Source organism: Burkholderiaceae bacterium (assembly GCA_024235995.1).
Classification (GTDB): domain Bacteria; phylum Pseudomonadota; class Gammaproteobacteria; order Burkholderiales; family Burkholderiaceae_C; genus Ottowia.
This window is the reverse complement of record JACKLI010000001.1, coordinates 2,067,924-2,086,237: the sequence shown is the minus strand read 5'-3', so window position 1 is coordinate 2,086,237 and position 18,314 is coordinate 2,067,924. Positions and strand designations below refer to the sequence as shown.

The 18,314-nt window shown below is 70.5% G+C and carries 13 protein-coding genes and 1 pseudogene; 2 read left to right on the top strand and 12 right to left on the bottom strand.

The features are described 5' to 3' along the window. Window positions 1–82: 82 nt before the first annotated feature. The 3 genes and pseudogenes from H6927_10065 to H6927_10055 all read right to left on the bottom strand — a co-directional run bounded on the left by H6927_10065 (window position 83) and on the right by H6927_10055 (window position 3,252). A pseudogene (locus H6927_10065) lies at window positions 83–1,462 on the bottom strand (pseudouridine synthase). Then, window positions 1,459–2,127, bottom strand: a complete 669-nt coding sequence (gene scpB, locus H6927_10060; protein ID MCP5218440.1) for an SMC-Scp complex subunit ScpB — start codon at window positions 2,125–2,127, stop codon at window positions 1,459–1,461. The pseudogene H6927_10065 and the gene scpB overlap by 4 nt, the downstream one beginning before the upstream one ends. Before the next feature lie 105 nt (window positions 2,128–2,232). Continuing rightward, on the bottom strand, window positions 2,233–3,252 hold the full coding sequence (locus H6927_10055; protein MCP5218439.1) for an RluA family pseudouridine synthase: 1,020 nt from the start codon (window positions 3,250–3,252) through the stop codon (window positions 2,233–2,235). A 36-nt stretch (window positions 3,253–3,288) separates the two neighbouring features. Between H6927_10055 and H6927_10050 the strand changes: the two genes are divergently transcribed. Next, a complete protein-coding gene (locus H6927_10050) occupies window positions 3,289–4,092 on the top strand; it encodes an outer membrane protein assembly factor BamD (protein ID MCP5218438.1) in 804 nt (267 codons plus the stop codon). Between the two features lie 25 nt (window positions 4,093–4,117). Here the strand turns inward: H6927_10050 and H6927_10045 are convergent, their stop codons facing one another. Next, the gene (locus H6927_10045; GenBank protein MCP5218437.1) at window positions 4,118–6,109 is read right to left on the bottom strand and encodes an ATP-dependent DNA helicase; all 1,992 of its coding nucleotides are present in this window, start codon (window positions 6,107–6,109) and stop codon (window positions 4,118–4,120) included. Window positions 6,110–6,315: 206 nt separating this feature from the next. On the opposite strand from H6927_10045, the gene H6927_10040 reads away from it, so the two are divergent. Continuing rightward, entirely contained in the window at window positions 6,316–7,116 is an 801-nt protein-coding gene (locus H6927_10040) for a serine/threonine-protein phosphatase (protein ID MCP5218436.1), read from the top strand. Here H6927_10040 and H6927_10035 read toward each other — a convergent pair. The 8 genes from H6927_10035 to H6927_10000 form a co-directional block, all read right to left on the bottom strand. Next, window positions 7,096–7,503 (bottom strand): hypothetical protein, encoded by a 408-nt coding sequence (locus H6927_10035; protein MCP5218435.1) that lies wholly within the window; start codon window positions 7,501–7,503, stop codon window positions 7,096–7,098. The genes H6927_10040 and H6927_10035 overlap by 21 nt on opposite strands. Further along, entirely contained in the window at window positions 7,500–8,612 is a 1,113-nt protein-coding gene (locus tag H6927_10030) for a cell division protein ZapE (GenBank protein MCP5218434.1), read from the bottom strand. Before H6927_10030 ends, H6927_10035 begins: the two co-directional genes overlap by 4 nt. A 70-nt stretch (window positions 8,613–8,682) precedes the next feature. After that, window positions 8,683–10,110, bottom strand: coding sequence for a dihydrolipoyl dehydrogenase (gene lpdA / locus H6927_10025; GenBank protein MCP5218433.1), 1,428 nt, complete (start codon window positions 10,108–10,110; stop codon window positions 8,683–8,685). 63 nt (window positions 10,111–10,173) lie between these two features. Continuing rightward, window positions 10,174–11,436 (bottom strand): 2-oxoglutarate dehydrogenase complex dihydrolipoyllysine-residue succinyltransferase, encoded by a 1,263-nt coding sequence (gene odhB, locus H6927_10020; GenBank protein ID MCP5218432.1) that lies wholly within the window; start codon window positions 11,434–11,436, stop codon window positions 10,174–10,176. 70 nt (window positions 11,437–11,506) lie between these two features. Next, entirely contained in the window at window positions 11,507–14,380 is a 2,874-nt protein-coding gene (locus H6927_10015) for a 2-oxoglutarate dehydrogenase E1 component (GenBank protein ID MCP5218431.1), read from the bottom strand. A 199-nt stretch (window positions 14,381–14,579) separates the two neighbouring features. After that, entirely contained in the window at window positions 14,580–16,499 is a 1,920-nt protein-coding gene (locus tag H6927_10010; protein MCP5218430.1) for an AMP-binding protein, read from the bottom strand. 77 nt (window positions 16,500–16,576) lie between these two features. Beyond that, window positions 16,577–17,176 carry an isochorismatase family protein gene (locus H6927_10005; protein ID MCP5218429.1) on the bottom strand — a complete coding sequence of 200 codons (600 nt, stop codon included), beginning with the start codon at window positions 17,174–17,176 and terminating at the stop codon, window positions 16,577–16,579. Between the two features lie 108 nt (window positions 17,177–17,284). Further along, a complete protein-coding gene (locus tag H6927_10000; GenBank protein MCP5218428.1) occupies window positions 17,285–18,196 on the bottom strand; it encodes a LysR family transcriptional regulator in 912 nt (303 codons plus the stop codon). Window positions 18,197–18,314 lie beyond the last annotated feature (118 nt).

Below are 18,314 nucleotides of genomic sequence, written 5' to 3'. Positions count from 1 at the left end.
AGAGGTTCCTGCTTGAAAAAGATTGGTTTTTGCCGAATGAACAAAGCTTTTGATTTTAGCGCGCGCGCCGGCTTCAGGGCTACCGGCCGCCGCCGGAGCCCCGGCGCGGACCCCGGGGGCCGCCCAGGCCCGGCCCACGGGGGCCACGAGGGCCCACGCGCGCCGGCCGCGCCGCCGGGGCGCGGGCCCCTGAAGCCGCCGGCGCCGGGGCCACCCGCGCGCGGGCCGCCACCCGCGCGGGGTGGGCGATAGCTGTCGGCGCCGATGTAGCCCTGCGAGGTGCGCATCGGGTCGGGCTGGCCGGCGCTGGCACCACGCCCGGGCGGCGTGCCGGGGGGCCGGCGCGGCGCGGGCGCGGCTCAGGCGGGCGGGCGCCGGCTGCCATGTTGGGCCGCGGCCCGCTGCCACGCCCTCGGTCGGCACGCCCGCCGCGGCGGGGCGCATCGGCGCGGCCGGGCTGCGGCTCGGGCGCGCCGCGCAGCACGTGCTCGGGCGTGCCCGAGGCCTCACCCAGCGCGCGGATGTCGCGCTCGCCCAGCTCCATCCACATGCCGCGGCGCAGGCCGCGCGGCAGCAGCATGGCGCCGTAGCGGATGCGGATCAGGCGGCTGACGGCGTGGCCCACGGCCTCGATCATGCGGCGCACCTCGCGGTTGCGCCCCTCGCCGATGGTGACGCGGTACCACTGGTTGGCGCCCTCGCCCTGCCCTTCCTCGGTGATGGCGCCGAACTGCGCCAGGCCGTCGTCGAGCTGCACGCCGTCGAGCAGGCGCTGCTTTTCCTCGTCGGTGAGCGCGCCCAGCACGCGCACGGCGTATTCGCGCTGCAGGCCGAAGCGCGGATGCATCAGGCGGTTGGCCAGCTCGCCCGAGGTGGTGAACAGCAGCAGGCCTTCGGTGTTCAGGTCCAGCCGGCCCACCGACTGCCACTTGCCCTGCTGCAGGCGCGGCAGCTTGCGAAACACCGTGGGGCGGTTGCCCGGGTCGTCGTGCGTGACCACCTCGCCCACCGGCTTGTGGTAGGCCAGCACGCGCGCCGGCGGCGGCGCGATGCGCACATGGATGGGCTTGCCGTTGATCTTGACCTGGTCGCCGAATTGCACGCGCTGGCCGATGTGCGCCGGCTGGCCGTTGACCGTGATGCGCCCTTGCAGGATGAGCTGCTCCATCTCCAGGCGCGAGCCCAGCCCCGCCTGCGCCAGCACCTTGTGCAGCTTGGGTTGCTCGGGCTGGGGCAGCAGCACGCGCTTGGGCGGCGCGGCGGGCGCGACGGCCTGCTCGTCGAAACGCCCGGAGACCAGGTCGTCGAAGGCCACGGGCGCGTCGTCGTCGGTGCCTGGGGCGGGCGTGGCCGGCATCTCGATTGCTATTTTATCGATAGCTGATTGCGCTTGATCCATGCCGGCTGGAGCCTTGTTTTGATCCGAATCCGGCGGCGGGGAGGTGCTGTCCTGGGGGTTCATGGCGTCGGGCTTTCTTCGGGGGCGTCTGCGGCGGCATCGGTGACGGGGGGCGCAGGGTCGGCGTCGGCCTCGACGGGCGCTGGATCGATGGCTGGATCGGCCGCCGCCGGTGCCTCGTCCTGCAGCGCCTCGAACATGCCGGGCACGGGCTCGGCGGCGTCCTCCAGGATGGGCAGCTGCTCCAGCGACTGCAGGCCCAGGTCGTCCAGGAACTGGCGCGTGGTGGCGTACAGCGCCGGGCGGCCGACGGTCTCGCGGTGGCCGATGACCTCGACCCAGCCGCGGTCCTCCAGCTGCTTGAGCAGCAGCGAGTTGATGGTGACACCGCGGATGTCTTCCATGTCGCCGCGCGTGACGGGCTGGCGGTAGGCGATGATGGCCAGCGTCTCCAGCGTGGCACGGGTGTACCTGGGCGGCTTTTCGGGGTGCAGGCGGTCGAGGTACTCGCGCAGCTCGGGGCGGCTTTGAAAGCGCCAGCCGCTGGCCACGGCCACCAGCTCCACGCCGCGCTGCGCCCAGTCGTCCTGCAGCTCCAGCAGCAGCGCCTTGAGCGTGTCCGGCCCCAGCTCGCCGGCAAACAGCGCCTGCAGCTCGCGCAGGGGCAGGGGCTGCTGGGCGCAGATCAATGCGGTTTCAAGGATGCGCTTGGCGTCCGCGGAGGTCACGGCTTGGGTCTCTTGGGCAGGGCGCGCCCGGGGCGCGTGGTTCGGGCCGAAGTGCCCGGTGAAGGAAGATGTTGGGCCGGCGTGCCACGCGGCCCGAGCGCTGGCTCAACCGGTGGCCGCGTCGTCATCCGGGATTGTAAGGCCCCAGGCCGCCAGCGCCGCCGCCAGGTCGGGCGGCAGTGGCGCCACAAAGTCCAGCGCCGCGCCCGTGACCGGGTGCGTCAGCGACAGGCGCCGCGCGTGCAGGGCTTGGCGCGCCATGCCGGCCGCCGGCGCGCCGCCATACAGCGCGTCGCCCACCAGCGGGTGGCCCAGCTGCGCCAGGTGCACGCGGATCTGGTGCGTGCGGCCGGTGCGCAGCAGGCAGCGCAGCAGGCAGCCGGCTTCGGCGTTCTGCAGCCGCTGCACCAGGGTCTGCGCCGGCTTGCCGGGGTGGCGCTGCAAGTCCACCACCACCATGCGCAGGCGGTTGCGCGGGTCGCGCCCGATGGGGGCATCCACCTCGCGCTCGGCCGCGCCCTGCCAGGGCCGGTGCGCCAGCGCCAGGTATTCGCGGCGCACCTGTCGCGCGCCGATCTGCGCCACCAGCGCGTCCATGGCCTGGCGCGAGCGCGCCACCACCATCAGGCCGCTGGTGTCCTTGTCCAGCCGGTGCACGATGCCGGCGCGCGGCAGCCCTGCGGCCCGCGCGTCGCGTGCCAGCAGGGCGTTGAGCAGCGTGCCGCTCCAATGCCCCGGCGCGGGGTGCACCACCAGGCCGGCGGGCTTGTCGACCACCAGCAGGTGCTCGTCCTCATACGGCACCACCAGGTCCATGGCTTGCGGCACGAAGGCCTGGCTCATGGGCGTGGGGCGCAGCTCGACATCGAGCACGTCGCCGGCGCGCAGCTTCTGCGCCGGCTTGGCCGCCGGCACGCCGTTCAGGCGCACCGCGCCTGCGCCCACCAGCTGCTGCAGATAGCTGCGCGAGAACTCGGGCACCCGCGCGGCCAGCACGCGGTCGAGCCGCTGGCCATGGCCCTCGGCCGGCACCGCCAACGTGCGCGTTTCCAGCTCGGCGCCGGGCTCGGGGGTGTCGTCCTCGGCGCCGGTTTCAGGGCCGCTGGCCAAGGGGTCGGCCGATATAATCGAAAAAGCTTGACTCAAGAGGATTTGCCCGCAATGCAACGCGCCCGATTATCGGCGGCGACGGCAGCCGCCGTGATGGCCGCCAGCCTGCTGGCGGCGTGCTCGTCCAAGCCGGTGGACCGCACCGCGGGCTGGAGCCCCAACCGCATCTACGCCGAGGCCAAGGACGAGCAGAACTCGGGCGCCTACGACAAGGCGGTGCCGCTGTTCGAGACGCTGGAAGGCCGCGCCGCCGGCACGCCGCTGGCGCAGCAGGCGCAGCTGGACAAGGCCTATTCGCAGTTCAAGGACGGGCAAAAAGCCGAGGCCATCGCCACGCTGGACCGCTTCATGCGCCTGCACCCGGCCAGCCCGGCCATCGACTACGCGCTGTACCTCAAGGGCGTGATCAACTTCAACGACGAGCTGGGGCTGTTCTCCTTCCTGTCGCGCCAGGATTTGTCCGAGCGCGACCAGAAGGCGGCCAAGCAGGCGTTCGAGTCCTTCGACGAGCTGGTCAAGCGCTTTCCCGATTCGCGCTACACGCCCGACGCCAAGGCGCGCATGCGCTACACCGTCAATGCGCTGGCGCAGTACGAGGTGCACGTGGCGCGCTACTACTACCAGCGCGGCGCCTACGTGGCGGCCGTCAACCGCGCGCAGCAGGCCATCAAGGACTACCGCGACGCCCCCGCGCTGGAAGAAGGGCTGTACATCCTGGTGCGCGCCTACGACAAGCTGGGCATGACGCAACTGAGCGACGACGCCAAGCGCGTGCTGGAGCAGAACTACCCGCAAAGCACCTACCTGGCGCGGGGCTTCCAGGGCGGCAGCAAGCCCTGGTGGCAGCTCTGGTAGGGCCTGCGAACAGGCCTCGAGGTTTTCAGAACGGCGGCAGCTCGTTCAACAGCGCGTCTTGCGGCGCGGCGGCTTCGCCCGCGCTCGCCAGTTCATCCAGCGCCGCGTCGAAGGCCTCACGCCCGGCCAGCCGCCGCATCGGCGGCAGGGCAGCCAGCAGCCGGCGGCCATAGCCCATGCTCGCCAGGCGCGGATCGCAGATCGCCAGCACGCCGCGGTCGCTCTCGCTGCGGATCAGCCGCCCGGCACCCTGCTTGAGCGCCACCGCCGCCTCGGGCACCGAATAGCTCGAGAAAGCGCTGCGCCCGGCCGCCTCGATGCGGCGACAGCGCGCCTCGACCAGCGGGTCGCCCGGCGGCGGAAATGGCAGCTTGTCGATCACCACCAGCTGCAGCGCGTCGCCCGGCAGGTCCACCCCTTCCCAGAACGAACTGGAGCCGACCAGCACGCAACCGGGTCGCCCCGGCTCGCCGGCCTGGCGAAAGCGCGCCATCAGCTCGCGCTTGGGCAGGCTGCCCTGCACCAGCACCTCGATGCCGCTGGCCGCGTCGAAGCGCTGGCGCAAGGCCTCGCCGATGTCGCGCAACGCGCGCAGCGTGGTGGTCAGCACCAGGGTGCGCCCGCCCAGCCGCTGCGCGCCATCGCCCGCCAGCCGCGCCACCTGCAGCGAATGCGCCGCATCGCCCGGCCGCGCGCCCTGCGCGGGCACGTACAGCGCGGCCTGCAGCGCATAGTCGAAGGGGCTGTCCACGCGCAGGATGTCGGCCTGCTCCAGCCCGCAGGGCTGGGTGAACCAGGACAGGCGCTCGTCGTCGCCCAGGGTGGCCGAGGTGAAGACCCAGGCGCGCGCACGCTCCCGGGCGTCGGGCGGCGGCTCGGGGTGCGAGGGTTCTGCGGCGTCGCGCTCGGCCTGGGGCTCGCCCAGCAGCCGCGTGTGCACCGCCTCGGCAATGTCCAGCGGCGATTCGCGCAGGCGCAGCGCGGCGCCCAGGTCCACCCAGCGCACCAGGGCCGGATCGCCCGGCGCCTGGAAATGCGCCGCGCGCTCGCCCAGCAGCGCGACCCGCTCGTGCAGGCGCCGCAGATCGGGGCTTTGCTCGTCCACCGTCGCCAGCGCGTCGGCGGTCACCGTCAGCGCCTGGCCCACGCGCGCCAGCGCGGCCTGCCACGCGGCGGCGTCCACCCCGTCCGGCGTGGCCTCGCCCCAGCGCAGGCGGGTGTTGCCGCGCGCCGGTCCGCCCGCCAGGCGCAGCTCACGCGCGGCGTGCTCCACGCCGGCGGCCAGGGCGTTCCAGTCGGCCTGGCCCCGGGCGTGCTCCAGGCCCGCGGCCAGCAGGTCGCGCGCCAGGTCCAGCAGCTGACCGGTGCCCAGCTGCTGGCCCAGGAACTGGATGCCGATCTCGTTGAGCTGATGGGCCTCGTCGAACACCACCACGCGGACCGTGGGCAGCAGCTCGGCCATGCCCGACTCGCGGATCGCCAGGTCGGCAAAGAACAGATGGTGGTTGATGACCACCACGTCGGCGGCCAGCGCCTCGCGCCGTGCCTGGTTGACGTGGCAGGCGCGAAACTGCGGGCAGTCGGCGCCCAGGCAGTTCTCGCGCGTGCTGCTCACCAGCGGAATCACCGGCGAGCGCTCGTCCAGGCCAGGCAGCTCGGCCAGGTCGCCGGTGCGCGTGGTCTTGGCCCATCGCTCTATTTTCGATAGTGCATGGCGCAGGTGCAGGCTGGCCGCATCGGCGCTTTGGCTTGCCATATCCAGGCGGTGCAGGCACAGGTAGCTGCCGCGCCCCTTGAGCAGGGCGGTGCGCACCGGCACGCCCAGCGCCTGGGTCAGCAGCGGCAGGTCGCGTCCATGCAGCTGGTCCTGCAGCGCCTTGGTGGCCGTGGACAGCAGCACGCGCTCGCCCGACAGCAGAGCCGGCACCAGGTAGGCAAAGGTCTTGCCCACGCCGGTGGCGGCCTCGGCCACCAGCACCCCGCCCTGCGCCACGGTGCGCGCCACCGCGGTGGCCATCCGCAATTGCCCGGCGCGCGGCGCAAAACCGACCGCAGCGCGGGCCACGGGGCCTTCCGGCTCGAAGGCGGCCAGCACGGCATGTTCCAGCGGGAGGGGTGAATTCACGGGATCCGACAACAACGACAAACACAACCGACCCGAAGCGGCGCCGGCATCCCATAATACGGTGTCACCAGCCACGGCAGCATCAGGGAAGCACAAACATGGACAAAGGCTACCGACTCAGCGCCGCCACCGGCCTGCACAAGGGCGACCGCGATTACCAGCAAGACCAGGTGGCCCTGCTGACCCACCCACGTGCCAGCGGCTGCCTGCTGGCCGTGGTGGCCGACGGCATGGGCGGACGCACGGGCGGGCGCAAGGCGGCCGACCAGGTGCTGCTGACGGCGCGCCAGCTGTTCGAGCGCTACGACCCCGAGACCGACGACGCCGCGGCCCTGCTGCGCCAGATCGGGCAGGAGGCGCACCTGGTCATCAAGCTGACGGCCATCGCCGCCGAGCAGGAACCGCACAGCACCATGGCGGTCTTCCTGATCAACCCCGGTGGCGAATGCCACTGGCTGCATTGCGGCGACTCGCGCATCCACCACTTTCGCGGCACGCAGCTGGTGCGGCGCACCACCGACCATTCCTTCGTGCAGACGCTGGTGGCGCAGGGCCAGCTGACCGAAGAGGAAGCCAGCGACCACCCCAAGTCCAACGTGCTGACCTCGTGCCTGGGCACCGAGCCCGAGCCGACCTTCACCGCGCAACTCATCCCGCGCCTGCAGATCGGCGACACGCTGCTGGCGTGCTCCGACGGCGTGTGGCACTACTTCAACGCCGAGGAGCTGGGCTCGGTGCTGAACACCCTGAGCCCGCGCGAGGCCAGCGAGTTCCTGGTCGAGAAGGCGCGCCAGCGCGCCAGCGGCACGGGCGACAACCTGTCGCTGGTGATCGTCAAGGTGGAGCCGCCGGTGGAAACCAAACCGGCGCGGCGCACCTCACTGACGCCGCTCAACTGAAGGCGCACCCGGCGCAGGCGCGGCCTTCTGCTCGATCTGCCGCAGGTGCTGGGCGGTGCGCCGCTCGCGCTCCAGGGCGTTGAGTTGCAGGTCCTGCTGGCGTAGCACATCCAGCTGGCCGCGCCGCTCGCGCTTGGCCTCGCCCAGGCAGTCGTTGACGGCAAAGCGGCGCCAGCACACCAGCTCTTCGTCGCGGTAGCGCTGCTGCGCCGCCTCACGCTGCCGGGCCACGCGCTCGCGCTCGGCCTTCAGCCAGGGCTCGAACGGCTGGCCCGCCGGTGCCTGCAGCATCGGCGCCACGCCGGCTGCCGCCGGCGCCACGGGGCTCGGCGCACAGCTGCTGGCCAGCAGGGCCAACACGAGGATGGGCAACAGGCGCAGGTTCATGTGAGGTGCGTGTCCACCGTGCGGTGGGGTTCGGCCAGGTATTCGAGCGACTGCATCTCGGCCAGGCGCGAGACGGTGCGCGGAAACTCATGCACCAGCGGGCCCTCGGTGTACAGCCCCTCGGGTTCGACGGCCGCCGACAGGATCAGCTTGACGCGGCGGTCGTACAGCACGTCGACCAGCCAGGTGAAGCGCCTGGCCTCGGAGGCCATGCGCACCGGCATGTGCGGCACGTCGGACAGCAGCACGGTGTGGAACTGGCTGGCGATCTCCAGGTAGTCGTTCTGCGAGCGGGGGCCGCCGCACAGGGTGCGAAAGTCGAACCACACCACGCCGCCAGCACGCCGGCGCGCGCGGATCTCCCGCGCCTCGATGTGCAGCACCGGGTCTTGGTCCGGTCCGCTGGCCAGCCGCGCGAAGGCCGCCGCCATGGCCGCGTCGGCGGCCGCGCCCAGGGGGGTGTGGTAGAGCTTGACGTCCTGCAGCGTGCGCCGGCGGTAGTCCACGCCGTGATCGACGTTGATGACCTCCATGCGCTCGTTCAGCAGGTCGATGGCCGGCAGGATGCGGTCGCGGTGCAGGCCGTCGGGGTACAGCTCGTCGGGCCTGAAGTTGCTGGTGGTGACCAGGCCCACGCCGTTGTCGAACAGCGCCGCCAGCAGGCGGTGCAGGATCATGGCGTCGGTGATGTCGGCGACGTGGAACTCGTCGAAGCAGATCAGCTTGAAGCGCCGCGCCATGCGCCGGCCCAGCTCGTCCAGCGGATTGACGGTGCCCTGCAGGCCCGCCAGCTCGCGGTGCACCTCGCGCATGAACTCGTGAAAGTGCAGCCGCGTCTTGCGGCGGATCGGCACCGCCTCGAAGAAGCAGTCCATCAGAAAGCTCTTGCCGCGCCCCACCCCGCCGTACATGTACACGCCCTTGGGGATGTCGGGATGGTTGAAGAGCTTTTTCAGTCGATTGGAGCGCTGGCTCTTGTACGCCGCCCACGCGTCGGCGCAGCGCTGCAGCGCCTCCACGGCACGCAGCTGCGCCGGGTCGGCCTGGTAGCCGCGCGCGGCCAGTTCACGCTCGTAGGCTGCGCGCACCGCGCTCACGACGGCATCCATTTGCTATGTTTTTAATTGATGCTCGCGCTTTCTTCATGCGGGCCAGAGGCATTTTTTGCCTTGAACTCGCTCAGAAGTTGAGCGTGCGCTTGTCCACCGCCAGCGCCGCTTCCTTGGTGGACTCACTCAAGCTGGGGTGCGCGTGGCAGATGCGGGCGATGTCCTCGCTGCTGGCACGGAAGGCCATGGCCACGCAGGCCTCGGCGATCAGCTCGCTGGCCATGGGGCCGACGATATGCACGCCCAAAATCTCGTCGCTGGCCGCGTCGGCCAGGAACTTGACCATGCCCGTGGTGTCGCCCAGCGCGCGCGCGCGGCCGTTGGCCATGAAGGGGAAGGTGCCGGCCTTGTACTTCACACCGTCGGCCTTGAGCTGCTGCTCGGTCTTGCCGACCCAGGCGATCTCGGGGCTGGTGTAGATGACCCAGGGCACCAGGTTGAAGTCCACGTGCCCGTGCTGGCCGGCGATACGCTCGGCCACGGCCACGCCCTCCTCCTCGGCCTTGTGCGCCAGCATGGGGCCGCGCACCACGTCGCCCACGGCCCACACGCCGGGCAGGTTGGTGCGGCACTCGCCGTCCACCAGCACGTCGCCGCGCTCGCCCAGCTTCAGGCCCACGGCCTCGGCGTTCAGCCCCGTGGTGTTGGGCACGCGACCGATGGAGACGATCAGCTTGTCCACCTCCAGCGTTTGCGCCTCACCCTTGGCGTTGGTGTAGGCAATGGTCACACCCTTCTTGCCGCCCTTGACCTCGCCCACCTTCACGCCCAGCTCGATCTTCAGGCCCTGCTTGTCGAAGGCCTTGCGCGCTTCCTTGGCGATCTGCTCGTCCACCGCGCCCAGAAAGGTGGGCAGCGCTTCGAGCACCGTCACCTCGGCACCCAGGCGGCGCCACACGCTGCCCATCTCCAGGCCGATCACGCCCGAGCCGATCAGGCCCAGGCGCTTGGGCACCGCGCCGATGGCCAGCGCGCCGTCGTTGCTGAGGATGGTCTGCTCGTCGAACGGCGCGCCCGGCAGCGCCCGCGCGCTGGAGCCGGTGGCGACGATGACCTGCTTGCCGGTCAAGACCTCCTCGGCCTTGCCCGTTACCTTGATCTCGTAGCCGCCCTCGACCGCCCGGGCGAACGAGCCGCGGCCGTGGAAGAACGTGACCTTGTTCTTCTTGAACAGGTAGGCGATGCCGTCGTTGTTCTGCTTGACCACGGCGTCCTTGCGGCCAATCATGGTGGCCACGTCCATCTTCAGGTCCTTCAGGCTGATGCCGTGCTCGGCAAAGTGCTTGCCGGCATGCTCGAAATGCTCGCTGGACTGCAGCAGCGCCTTGGACGGAATGCAGCCCACGTTGGTGCAGGTGCCGCCTGGCGCGGGACCACCCGCCGCGTTCTTCCACTCGTCGATGCAGGCCACATTGAAGCCCAGCTGTGCGGCGCGAATGGCCGCGATGTAGCCGCCGGGGCCGGCGCCGATGACGATGACGTCGAATTGTTTGCTCATGGTTTCCTCAAGGGCGAGAGAGAAACCCACCGCGCGGGTGGGTTTCAAAAGGCGGATGGGCGATCAGATGTCGAACAGCAGGCGCGCCGGGTCTTCCAGCGCATCCTTCATCGCCACCAGGCTCAGCACGGCCTCGCGGCCATCGATCAGCCGGTGGTCGTAGCTCATCGCCAGGTAGTTCATGGGCCGCACCACGACCTGACCGTTCTCGACCACGGCGCGGTCCTTGGTGGCGTGCACGCCCAGGATGGCCGACTGCGGCGGGTTGATGATGGGCGTGGACATCATGGAGCCGAACACGCCGCCGTTGCTGATGGAGAAGGTGCCGCCCGTGAGGTCGTCCAGGCCCAGCTTGCCGTCGCGCGCCTTGGCGCCGAACTCGGCGATCTTCTTCTCCACGTCGGCAAAGCTCATCTGGTCGGCGTTGCGCAGGATGGGCACCACCAGGCCACGCGGGCTGCTGACGGCGATGCCGATGTCGAAATAGCCGTGGTAGACGATGTCGTTGCCGTCGATGCTGGCGTTGACGGCCGGAAACTTCTTGAGCGCGTGCACCGCCGCCTTGACGAAGAAGCTCATGAAGCCCAGCTTGACGCCGTGCTCCTTCTCGAACTTCTCCTGGAAGCGCTTACGCATGTCCATCACCGGCTGCATGTTCACCTCGTTGAAGGTGGTCAGGATGGCGTTGGTGGACTGCGACTGCAGCAGGCGCTCGGCCACGCGCGCGCGCAGGCGCGTCATGGGCACGCGCTGCTCGGGGCGATCGCCGAGGCTGGGCGGCGCGACGGGCGCGGCCACCTGCGGCAGGCTGCTGGTGGGCGCGCCGGTGGGAATGGCGGCCGGCTTGGCGCCACCCGATTGCAGGGCGCCCAGCACGTCGCCCTTGGTCACGCGGCCATCCTTGCCGGTGCCGGCCACCGAGCCGGCAGGCAGCTTGTTGTCGGCCATCAGCTTGGCGGCGGCCGGCATGGCGATATCGGCCTTGCTGCCGGAAGCGGCGGCGACCGCCGGAGCTGCGGCCGGCGCGGCCGCGGCCGCAGGCGTTGGCGCCGCGGCAGGGGCCGGCGCCGCGGCGCCCGCGACGGCAGCGGTGTCGATGCGGGCCAGCAACTGGTCGGCCACCACCGTGGCGCCGTCGGCCTGCAGGATTTCGGTCAGCACGCCGGCGGAAGGGGCCGGCACCTCGAGCACGACCTTGTCGGTCTCGACCTCGATCAGGATTTCGTCGGCCTTGACGGCCTCGCCGGGCTTTTTCTTCCACTGCAGCAGCGTGGCCTCGGACACGGATTCGGACAACTGGGGGACTTTGACTTCTACGATAGCCATGGGATGTTTTTCCTGGTTCTGTTCGGACAGGCGCGGCGAGGCGCAGGCGCCCCGCGCCGCGCGGATGCAATCACTTGTTCAGCACGAAGCCCTTGAGGCGCCCGAAGGCGGCGTCGACCAGGGCCTTTTGCTGCTCCTGGTGCAGGTGCGCGTAGCCCACCGCGGGCGAGGCCGAGGCGGCGCGGCCGGCGTAGCCGAGCTTCTGGCCGGCGACCATGTTTTCGTGGATGTAGTGCTGCACGAAGAACCAGGCGCCCTGGTTCTGCGGCTCGTCCTGGCACCACACGATCTCGGTGGCGTTGGGGTACTTCTTGAGCTCGGCGGCAAACGCCTTGTGCGGGAACGGATAGAGCTGCTCGACGCGCAGGATGGCGACGTCGTGCGAGCCCTTTTCCTCGCGCTTTTTCACCAGGTCGTAGTAGACCTTGCCCGAACAGGCCAGCACGCGCTTGACCTTGTCGCCCTTCAGCTCGCCACTGTCGGGGATCACCGTCTGGAACCCACCGCTGGTGAACTCGGACAGCGGCGAGGTGGCGTCCTTGTTGCGCAGCAGGCTCTTGGGCGTGAAGATAACCAGCGGCTTGCGCAGCGGGCGCACCATCTGGCGGCGCAGCACGTGGAAGATCTGGCTGGCCGTGGTGGGCTGCACGATCTGCATGTTGGTGTCGGCCGCCAGCTGCATGAAGCGTTCCACGCGCGCCGACGAGTGCTCGGGGCCCTGCCCCTCGTAGCCGTGCGGCAGCATCAGCGTCAGGCCGTTGACGCGGCCCCACTTGACCTCGCCCGAGGCGATGAACTGGTCGATCAGCACCTGCGCGCCGTTGGCGAAGTCGCCGAACTGCGCCTCCCAGATCACCAAGGTATTGGGGTCGTTGGAGGCGTAGCCGTACTCGAAGCCCAGCACCGCCTCCTCCGACAGGATGGAGTCGATGACCACGAAGGGCGCCTGGCCCTCGGTGACGTTCTGCAGCGGGGTGTAGGAGCCCACGTCCCACTTCTCGCGCTTCTGGTCGTGCAGCACGGCGTGGCGGTGCACGAAGGTGCCGCGCCCGCAGTCCTCGCCCGACAGGCGGATCGGGTAGCCCGAGGCCACCAGCGAGGCGAAGGCCATGTGCTCGCCCATGCCCCAGTCCACGTTCATCTCGCCGCGGCCCATGGCGGCGCGGTGCTCCAGCACGTTCTTGACCAGGTTGTGAACGGTAAAGCCCTCGGGCACGGTGGTGATGCGCTCGGCCAGGCGCTTCCACTCGGCCAGCGGGATGGCGGTGTCGGCGGCGTCGGTCCACTTGCTGGCCAGGTACGGCGACCAGTCGACCGCGTACTTGCTCTTGAAGTTGGTCAGCACCTGGTCGACCGTGTGGCGGCCGGCGTCCATGGCGGCGCGGTAGGCGGCGACCATGGCGTCGGGGCCGTCGGCCGGCAGCACCTGCTGGGTGACCAGCTTGTCACCGTACAGCTTGCGCGTGCCGGGGTGCGCGGCAATCTTCTTGTACATCAGCGGCTGGGTGAGCATGGGGGTGTCCTGCTCGTTGTGGCCCAGCTTGCGGAAGCACACGATGTCGACCACCACGTCCTGGTTGAACTGCTGGCGGTAGTCCAGCGCCAGCTGGGTGCACAGCACCACGGCCTCGGGGTCGTCGCCGTTGACGTGCAGCACCGGCGCGTCGATCATCTTGACCACGTCGGTGCAGTACAGCGTGGAGCGCGTGTCGCGCGGGTCGCTGGTGGTGAAGCCGATCTGGTTGTTGATGACGATGTGCACCGTGCCGCCGGTGTAGTAGCCGCGCGTCTGCGCCAGCGCCAGCGTCTCCATCACCACGCCCTGGCCGGCGAAGGCCGCGTCGCCGTGCACCAGCACCGGCAGCACGCTGTCGCCCTCGGCGTCGCCGCGGCGGTCCATGCGCGCGCGCACGCTGCCCTCGACCACGGGGTTGACGATCTCCAGGTGCGAGGGGTTGAAGGCCAGCGACAGGTGCACCGGCCCGCCGGCGGTGGACACGTCGGAGGAAAAGCCCTGGTGGTATTTCACGTCACCAGCCGTCAGTTCCTCGGGTGCGGTGTGGTCGAACTCGGCAAACAGCATCGAGGGCATCTTGCCCAGGGTGTTGACCAGCACGTTCAGGCGGCCGCGGTGGGCCATGCCGATCACGATTTCCTGCACGCCCTGCTTGCCGGCCGACTGCACGATCTGGTCCATGGAGACGATGAAGCTCTCGCCGCCCTCCAGCGAAAAGCGCTTCTGGCCCACGTACTTGGTGTGCAGGAAGCGCTCCAGGCCCTCGGCCGCCGTCAGGCGCTCGAGCACGTGCTTCTTCTGCTCGGCGTCGAGCTGCGGGTTGGCGCGCACGCGCTCCAGGCGCTCTTGCCACCAGCGCTTTTGCACCTGGTCGGTGGCGTACATGAATTCGGCGCCGATGGTGCCGCAGTAGGTTTCGCGCAGCGCGTTGATCAGCTCGCGCAGCGGCATGCTTTCCTTGCCGAAGAAGGTGTTGCTGACGTTGAACACCGTTTCCATGTCGGCGTCGGTGAAGCCGTAGAAGGACGGCTCCAGCTCGGGAATCTGCGGGCGGTCGGCGCGCTTGAGCGGGTCCAGGTCGGCCCAGCGCGCGCCCACGTTGCGGTACGCCGCGATCAGTTGCTGCACCGCCGTGCGCTTGCGGCCCAGCTCGGAGTCGGCGCCGGTGGCCACCACCACCCGCGTGCCGCCCTGCTTGGCGCGCTCGGCAAAGGCGTTGATGACCGGCAGGTGCGGCACGTCGCGCGCATTGCTGCCGTCCACGGCCGGCACGTGCTGCAGCGCGTCGAAGTATTCGCGCCAGGAATCGGGCACGCTGCCCGGGTTGGCCAGATAGCTCTCGTACATCTCCTCGACGTACGGCGCGTTGCCGCCGAAGAGGTAGCTGTTGCCCTCGTAGGTTTGATAGACGGACTGGGTGTCACTCATGCTGCGCTTGCCTTTTGCGCCCCTGCAGGGCGCTCAAGATGGTTGGGAAACCTTCCGCGTCACGGCTGAACCGGTTGGCGGACGCGACTGGCTGGGAAGGGCCTGGATTTCGCAAGGGTCGAATTCTGCCACCGATCGGCCGCGCGTGCGACGGCGCGCGGGCGCACGGCCCGCGCAAGGCCATGCGCCGGGGCCGCCATCAGGCGTGCGGGCGGGGGTAGCCCAGGCTCTTGAGCGCCGCCGAGATCTCGGGCAGCACGGTGTCGTCCTCGATGGTGGCCGGCACCTTCAGCGCGTCGCCGTCGGCCATGCTGCGGATGGTCACGCGCAGCACCTTGCCCGAGCGCGTCTTGGGCAGCCGCGCGATCACCTGCACGCTCTTGAAGTCGGCCACGGCGCCGAGCTGGGCACGCACCTTGGCCACCAGCTCGGCGCAGATCTCGGCCTCGGGCTGCGCCACGCCCGACTTGAGCACCACCAGCCCGACCGGCACCTGGCCCTTGAGCGCATCGGCCACGCCGACCACGGCGGCCTCGGCCACGGCCGGGTGGGCGGACAGGATTTCCTCCATCTGCCCGGTGGACAGGCGATGGCCGGCCACGTTGATGATGTCGTCGATGCGCGCCATCACCCAGCCGTAGCCGTCGGCATCGAAATACCCGGCGTCGCCCGACAGGTAGTAGCCCGGGTAGCGCGCCAGGTAGGTCTCGACGAAGCCGTCGTCGTTGTTCCACAGCGTGGTCAGGCTGCCGGGCGGCAGCGGCAGCTTGATCACCAGGCTGCCGATGTCGTCGGCCCCCTTGTCGCGGCCCTCCTCGTCGAGGATGCGGATGTCGAAGCCGGGCACCGGCTTGGTGGGCGAGCCGGGCCGCACCGGCAGCGGCTCGATGCCCATGCAGTTGCTGAGGGCGGGCCAGCCCAGCTCGGTCTGCCACCAGTTGTCGATCACCGGCACGCCCAGGATCTTGCCGGCCCACTCGATGGTGTCCGGATCGCCCCGCTCGCCGGCCAGAAACAGCATGCGGAACGCCGACATGTCGTATTTCTTGACCAGCGCGCCGCTGGGGTCTTCCTTCTTGATGGCGCGAAACGCCGTCGGCGCGGTGAACAGCACGTTCACCTTGTGCTCCTCGCACAGGCGCCAGAAGGCGCCGGCGTCGGGCGTGCCCACCGGCTTGCCCTCGTACAGGATGGTGGTGCAGCCCTGCAGCAGCGGCGCGTAGACGATGTAGGAGTGGCCCACCACCCAGCCGACGTCGGACGCGGCCCAGAACACGTCGCCCGGCTTGGCCCCGTAGACGGCCTCCATCGACCAGCGCAGCGCCACGGCGTGGCCGCCGTTGTCGCGCACCACGCCCTTGGGCTTGCCGGTGGTGCCCGAGGTGTAGATGACGTACAGCGGGTCGGTGGCGGCCACGGGCACGCAGTCGGCCGGCTGGGCGCGGGCCATGGCCTCGTCCCAGTCGATGTCGCGCCCGGCCACCATGTCGGCCTTCAGCTCGGGGCGCTGCAGGATCAGGCACGGCAGTTGCGGCACGCCGGCGATCCGCAGCGCCTCGTCCAGCAGCGGCTTGTAGGGCACGCTGCGCCCCGGCAGCAGGCCGCACGAGGCCGAGATCATGGCCGCCGGCTTGGCGTCGACCACGCGCTTGGCCAACTCGGGCGCGGCAAAGCCGCCGAACACCACCGAGTGCACGGCGCCGATGCGCGCGCAGGCCAGCATGGCCACCACCGCCTCGGGCACCATGGGCATGTAGATGATGACGGTGTCGCCCTTCTTCACCCCCATCGCCAGCAGGGCGCCGGCGCAGCGCGCGGTCAGGGCCTGCAGCTCGCGGTAGGTGATCTTCTTGCGCTGGGTCTGGGCCAGCGGGCTGTCGTAGACCAGCGCCAGCTGCTCGCCCCGGCCTTTTTCGACGTGGCGGTCGACGCAGTTGTAGCAGGTGTTGAGCACGCCGCCGGCAAACCAGCGGTAAAAGGGCTTGCGCGTGTCGTCGATGACGCGGTCCCAGCGCTTGATCCAGTCGATGCCCTCGGCCTTGTCGGCCCAGAATGCCGCCGGGTCGGACAGCGCTGCCGCAAAGGCCTGCTCGTAATTGCCACGGGGGTTGCCGCTCATCTCGTGTCTCCTTTCATGGGGTCACATGCCCCGCTCTGCCCGATGATAGGCTCGGGATATTGACAACGACCTGACGGCTACCGGATCAAGGCCTGCCAGTCCCGGAAACGGGGATGACCGGCGTCGCCCAGCCACTCGAAACCCACCATCTCGGTGCTGACCAGCTCGCCGCCGGCGCTGGCCAGGCGGTCGTAGGCGGCGTCGCGGTTGCGCTCGCTGCGCGAGCCGCAGGCGTCCGTCACCACCCACACGTCCCAGTCCTGCTCCAGCAAATCCAGCGCGGTCTGCAGCAGGCACACGTGCGCCTCGCAGCCGGCCAGCACCAGGGTGCCGCGCTCGGGCGCGGCAGGGGCCGGCTTTTGCAGGTGCTTGGGCAGGCTGCGGGCGTTGCCGCGCGCCGCGGGCGCCGGCGGCGCCAGCAGGGCTTGCAGCGCGGCCGCGCCGCTGAACGCCGTCTTGGCGACGATGCGCTCGCACAGCGCGGCCAGCGCCTCGTCGGTGGCGCCCAGCTTGGCGGGCACCTGCTCGGTGGCCCACACCGGCACCTGCAGCCAGCGCGCCATCTGCGCCAGGCGGCGTGCGTTGGCCAGCACGGCCGGCCCCTCGTGGATGGCGGGCATCAGGCGGGCCTGGAAATCGACCAGCACCAGTTGGCAGTCGTCGGCTTGCAGCATCATGGTTGGAACCTCGTCAGTCGCGTGCCCCGCCGCGCCAGCGGCGGCCGTCGGGCATCGATCGGTGCTCAAGTGTCGGTCATCTTGCGGGCGGCGGGATCGTTCACACCTTCAGCCCAGGTATTGCGGCGCCAGCTCCTGCAGCAGGGCCAGCACCGCGCGCTGGGCGCCGGTGGCCGGGCGCAGCGGGCTCAGCGCCGTGAACAGCGGGATCCGCAGGCTTTGGCCCGGGCCGGTCTCGATCGAGCGCAGCTGGAAGATCGCGGGCCGGGCGCCCGCCGCCAGCGCGTGGCGCGACAGCACCGCGCAGCCGGCGCCATCGGCCACCAGGTCGAGGATGGCCGCCACGCCGTCGATCTCCAGCGCCACCTGGGGCTGGACGCCAAGGGCGGCCAACTGGTGCTCGACGTGCATGCGGATGGCGTTGGGCCGGCTGGGGATCACCAGCGGCAGGCGCGCCAGCTCCGGCAGGCCGATGGGCGTGCCGGGCGGCGCGTGGCGCGGCGCGCGCGCGCTCTGCACCAGCACCAGCTCGTCCATGGCCAGAGGCGCGATCTCCAGGCCCGGCACGGGCCGGGCGTTGTACAGCACGGCGATGTCCAGGCGCCCGCTGGCCACCTGCTCCTGCATGTTGGTCGACAGCGCCTCGGCGATCGACAGGTGCGCCTCGGGCAGTTGCCGACCAAAGGCGCGCACCAGCGGCACGGCCAGCGCGCGCGCCACGCTGGGCGGCAGCCCCACGGCCACGCGCCCGGTCAGGCCGCCGCGCAGCCGCGCCAACTCGTCGCGGGCGCGCCCCACCTGGTGCAGGATGCCGCGCGCGTGCTCCAGCAGCACCTGGCCCGCCTCGGTGGGCACGGCGCCGCGGCCGTGGCGCTGCAGCAGGTTCTGGCGCAGCTCCACCTCCAGCAGGCGCACCTGGCGGCTGAGCGCCGGCTGGGCCACGTCCAGCGTCAGCGCGGCACGGCTGAAGCTGCCCAGCTCGGCCACCGTCACGAAGTATTCGAGTTGACGCAGATCCATGGGCAGAGTGATGTCTGGAGGCGAGGTATGCCATTTTGATCTAGCTGCTAGTGTCCCAGGCCGATGGCGGGGCGATCGGCACTGCTGAACAATGACCCATCGACGAGGCGCCGTGCCC

Coding starts and splice junctions, on each gene's coding strand:
- H6927_10050 (MCP5218438.1), top strand. CDS start 3,289: ATGCAACGCGCCCGATTATCGGCGGCGACGGCAGCCGCCGTGATGGCC.
- H6927_10045 (MCP5218437.1), bottom strand. CDS start 6,109: ATGGCCACCGCGGTGGCGCGCACCGTGGCGCAGGGCGGGGTGCTGGTG.
- H6927_10040 (MCP5218436.1), top strand. CDS start 6,316: ATGGACAAAGGCTACCGACTCAGCGCCGCCACCGGCCTGCACAAGGGC.
- H6927_10035 (MCP5218435.1), bottom strand. CDS start 7,503: ATGAACCTGCGCCTGTTGCCCATCCTCGTGTTGGCCCTGCTGGCCAGC.
- H6927_10030 (MCP5218434.1), bottom strand. CDS start 8,612: ATGGATGCCGTCGTGAGCGCGGTGCGCGCAGCCTACGAGCGTGAACTG.
- lpdA (MCP5218433.1), bottom strand. CDS start 10,110: ATGAGCAAACAATTCGACGTCATCGTCATCGGCGCCGGCCCCGGCGGC.
- odhB (MCP5218432.1), bottom strand. CDS start 11,436: ATGGCTATCGTAGAAGTCAAAGTCCCCCAGTTGTCCGAATCCGTGTCC.
- H6927_10015 (MCP5218431.1), bottom strand. CDS start 14,380: ATGAGTGACACCCAGTCCGTCTATCAAACCTACGAGGGCAACAGCTAC.
- H6927_10010 (MCP5218430.1), bottom strand. CDS start 16,499: ATGAGCGGCAACCCCCGTGGCAATTACGAGCAGGCCTTTGCGGCAGCG.
- H6927_10005 (MCP5218429.1), bottom strand. CDS start 17,176: ATGATGCTGCAAGCCGACGACTGCCAACTGGTGCTGGTCGATTTCCAG.
- H6927_10000 (MCP5218428.1), bottom strand. CDS start 18,196: ATGGATCTGCGTCAACTCGAATACTTCGTGACGGTGGCCGAGCTGGGC.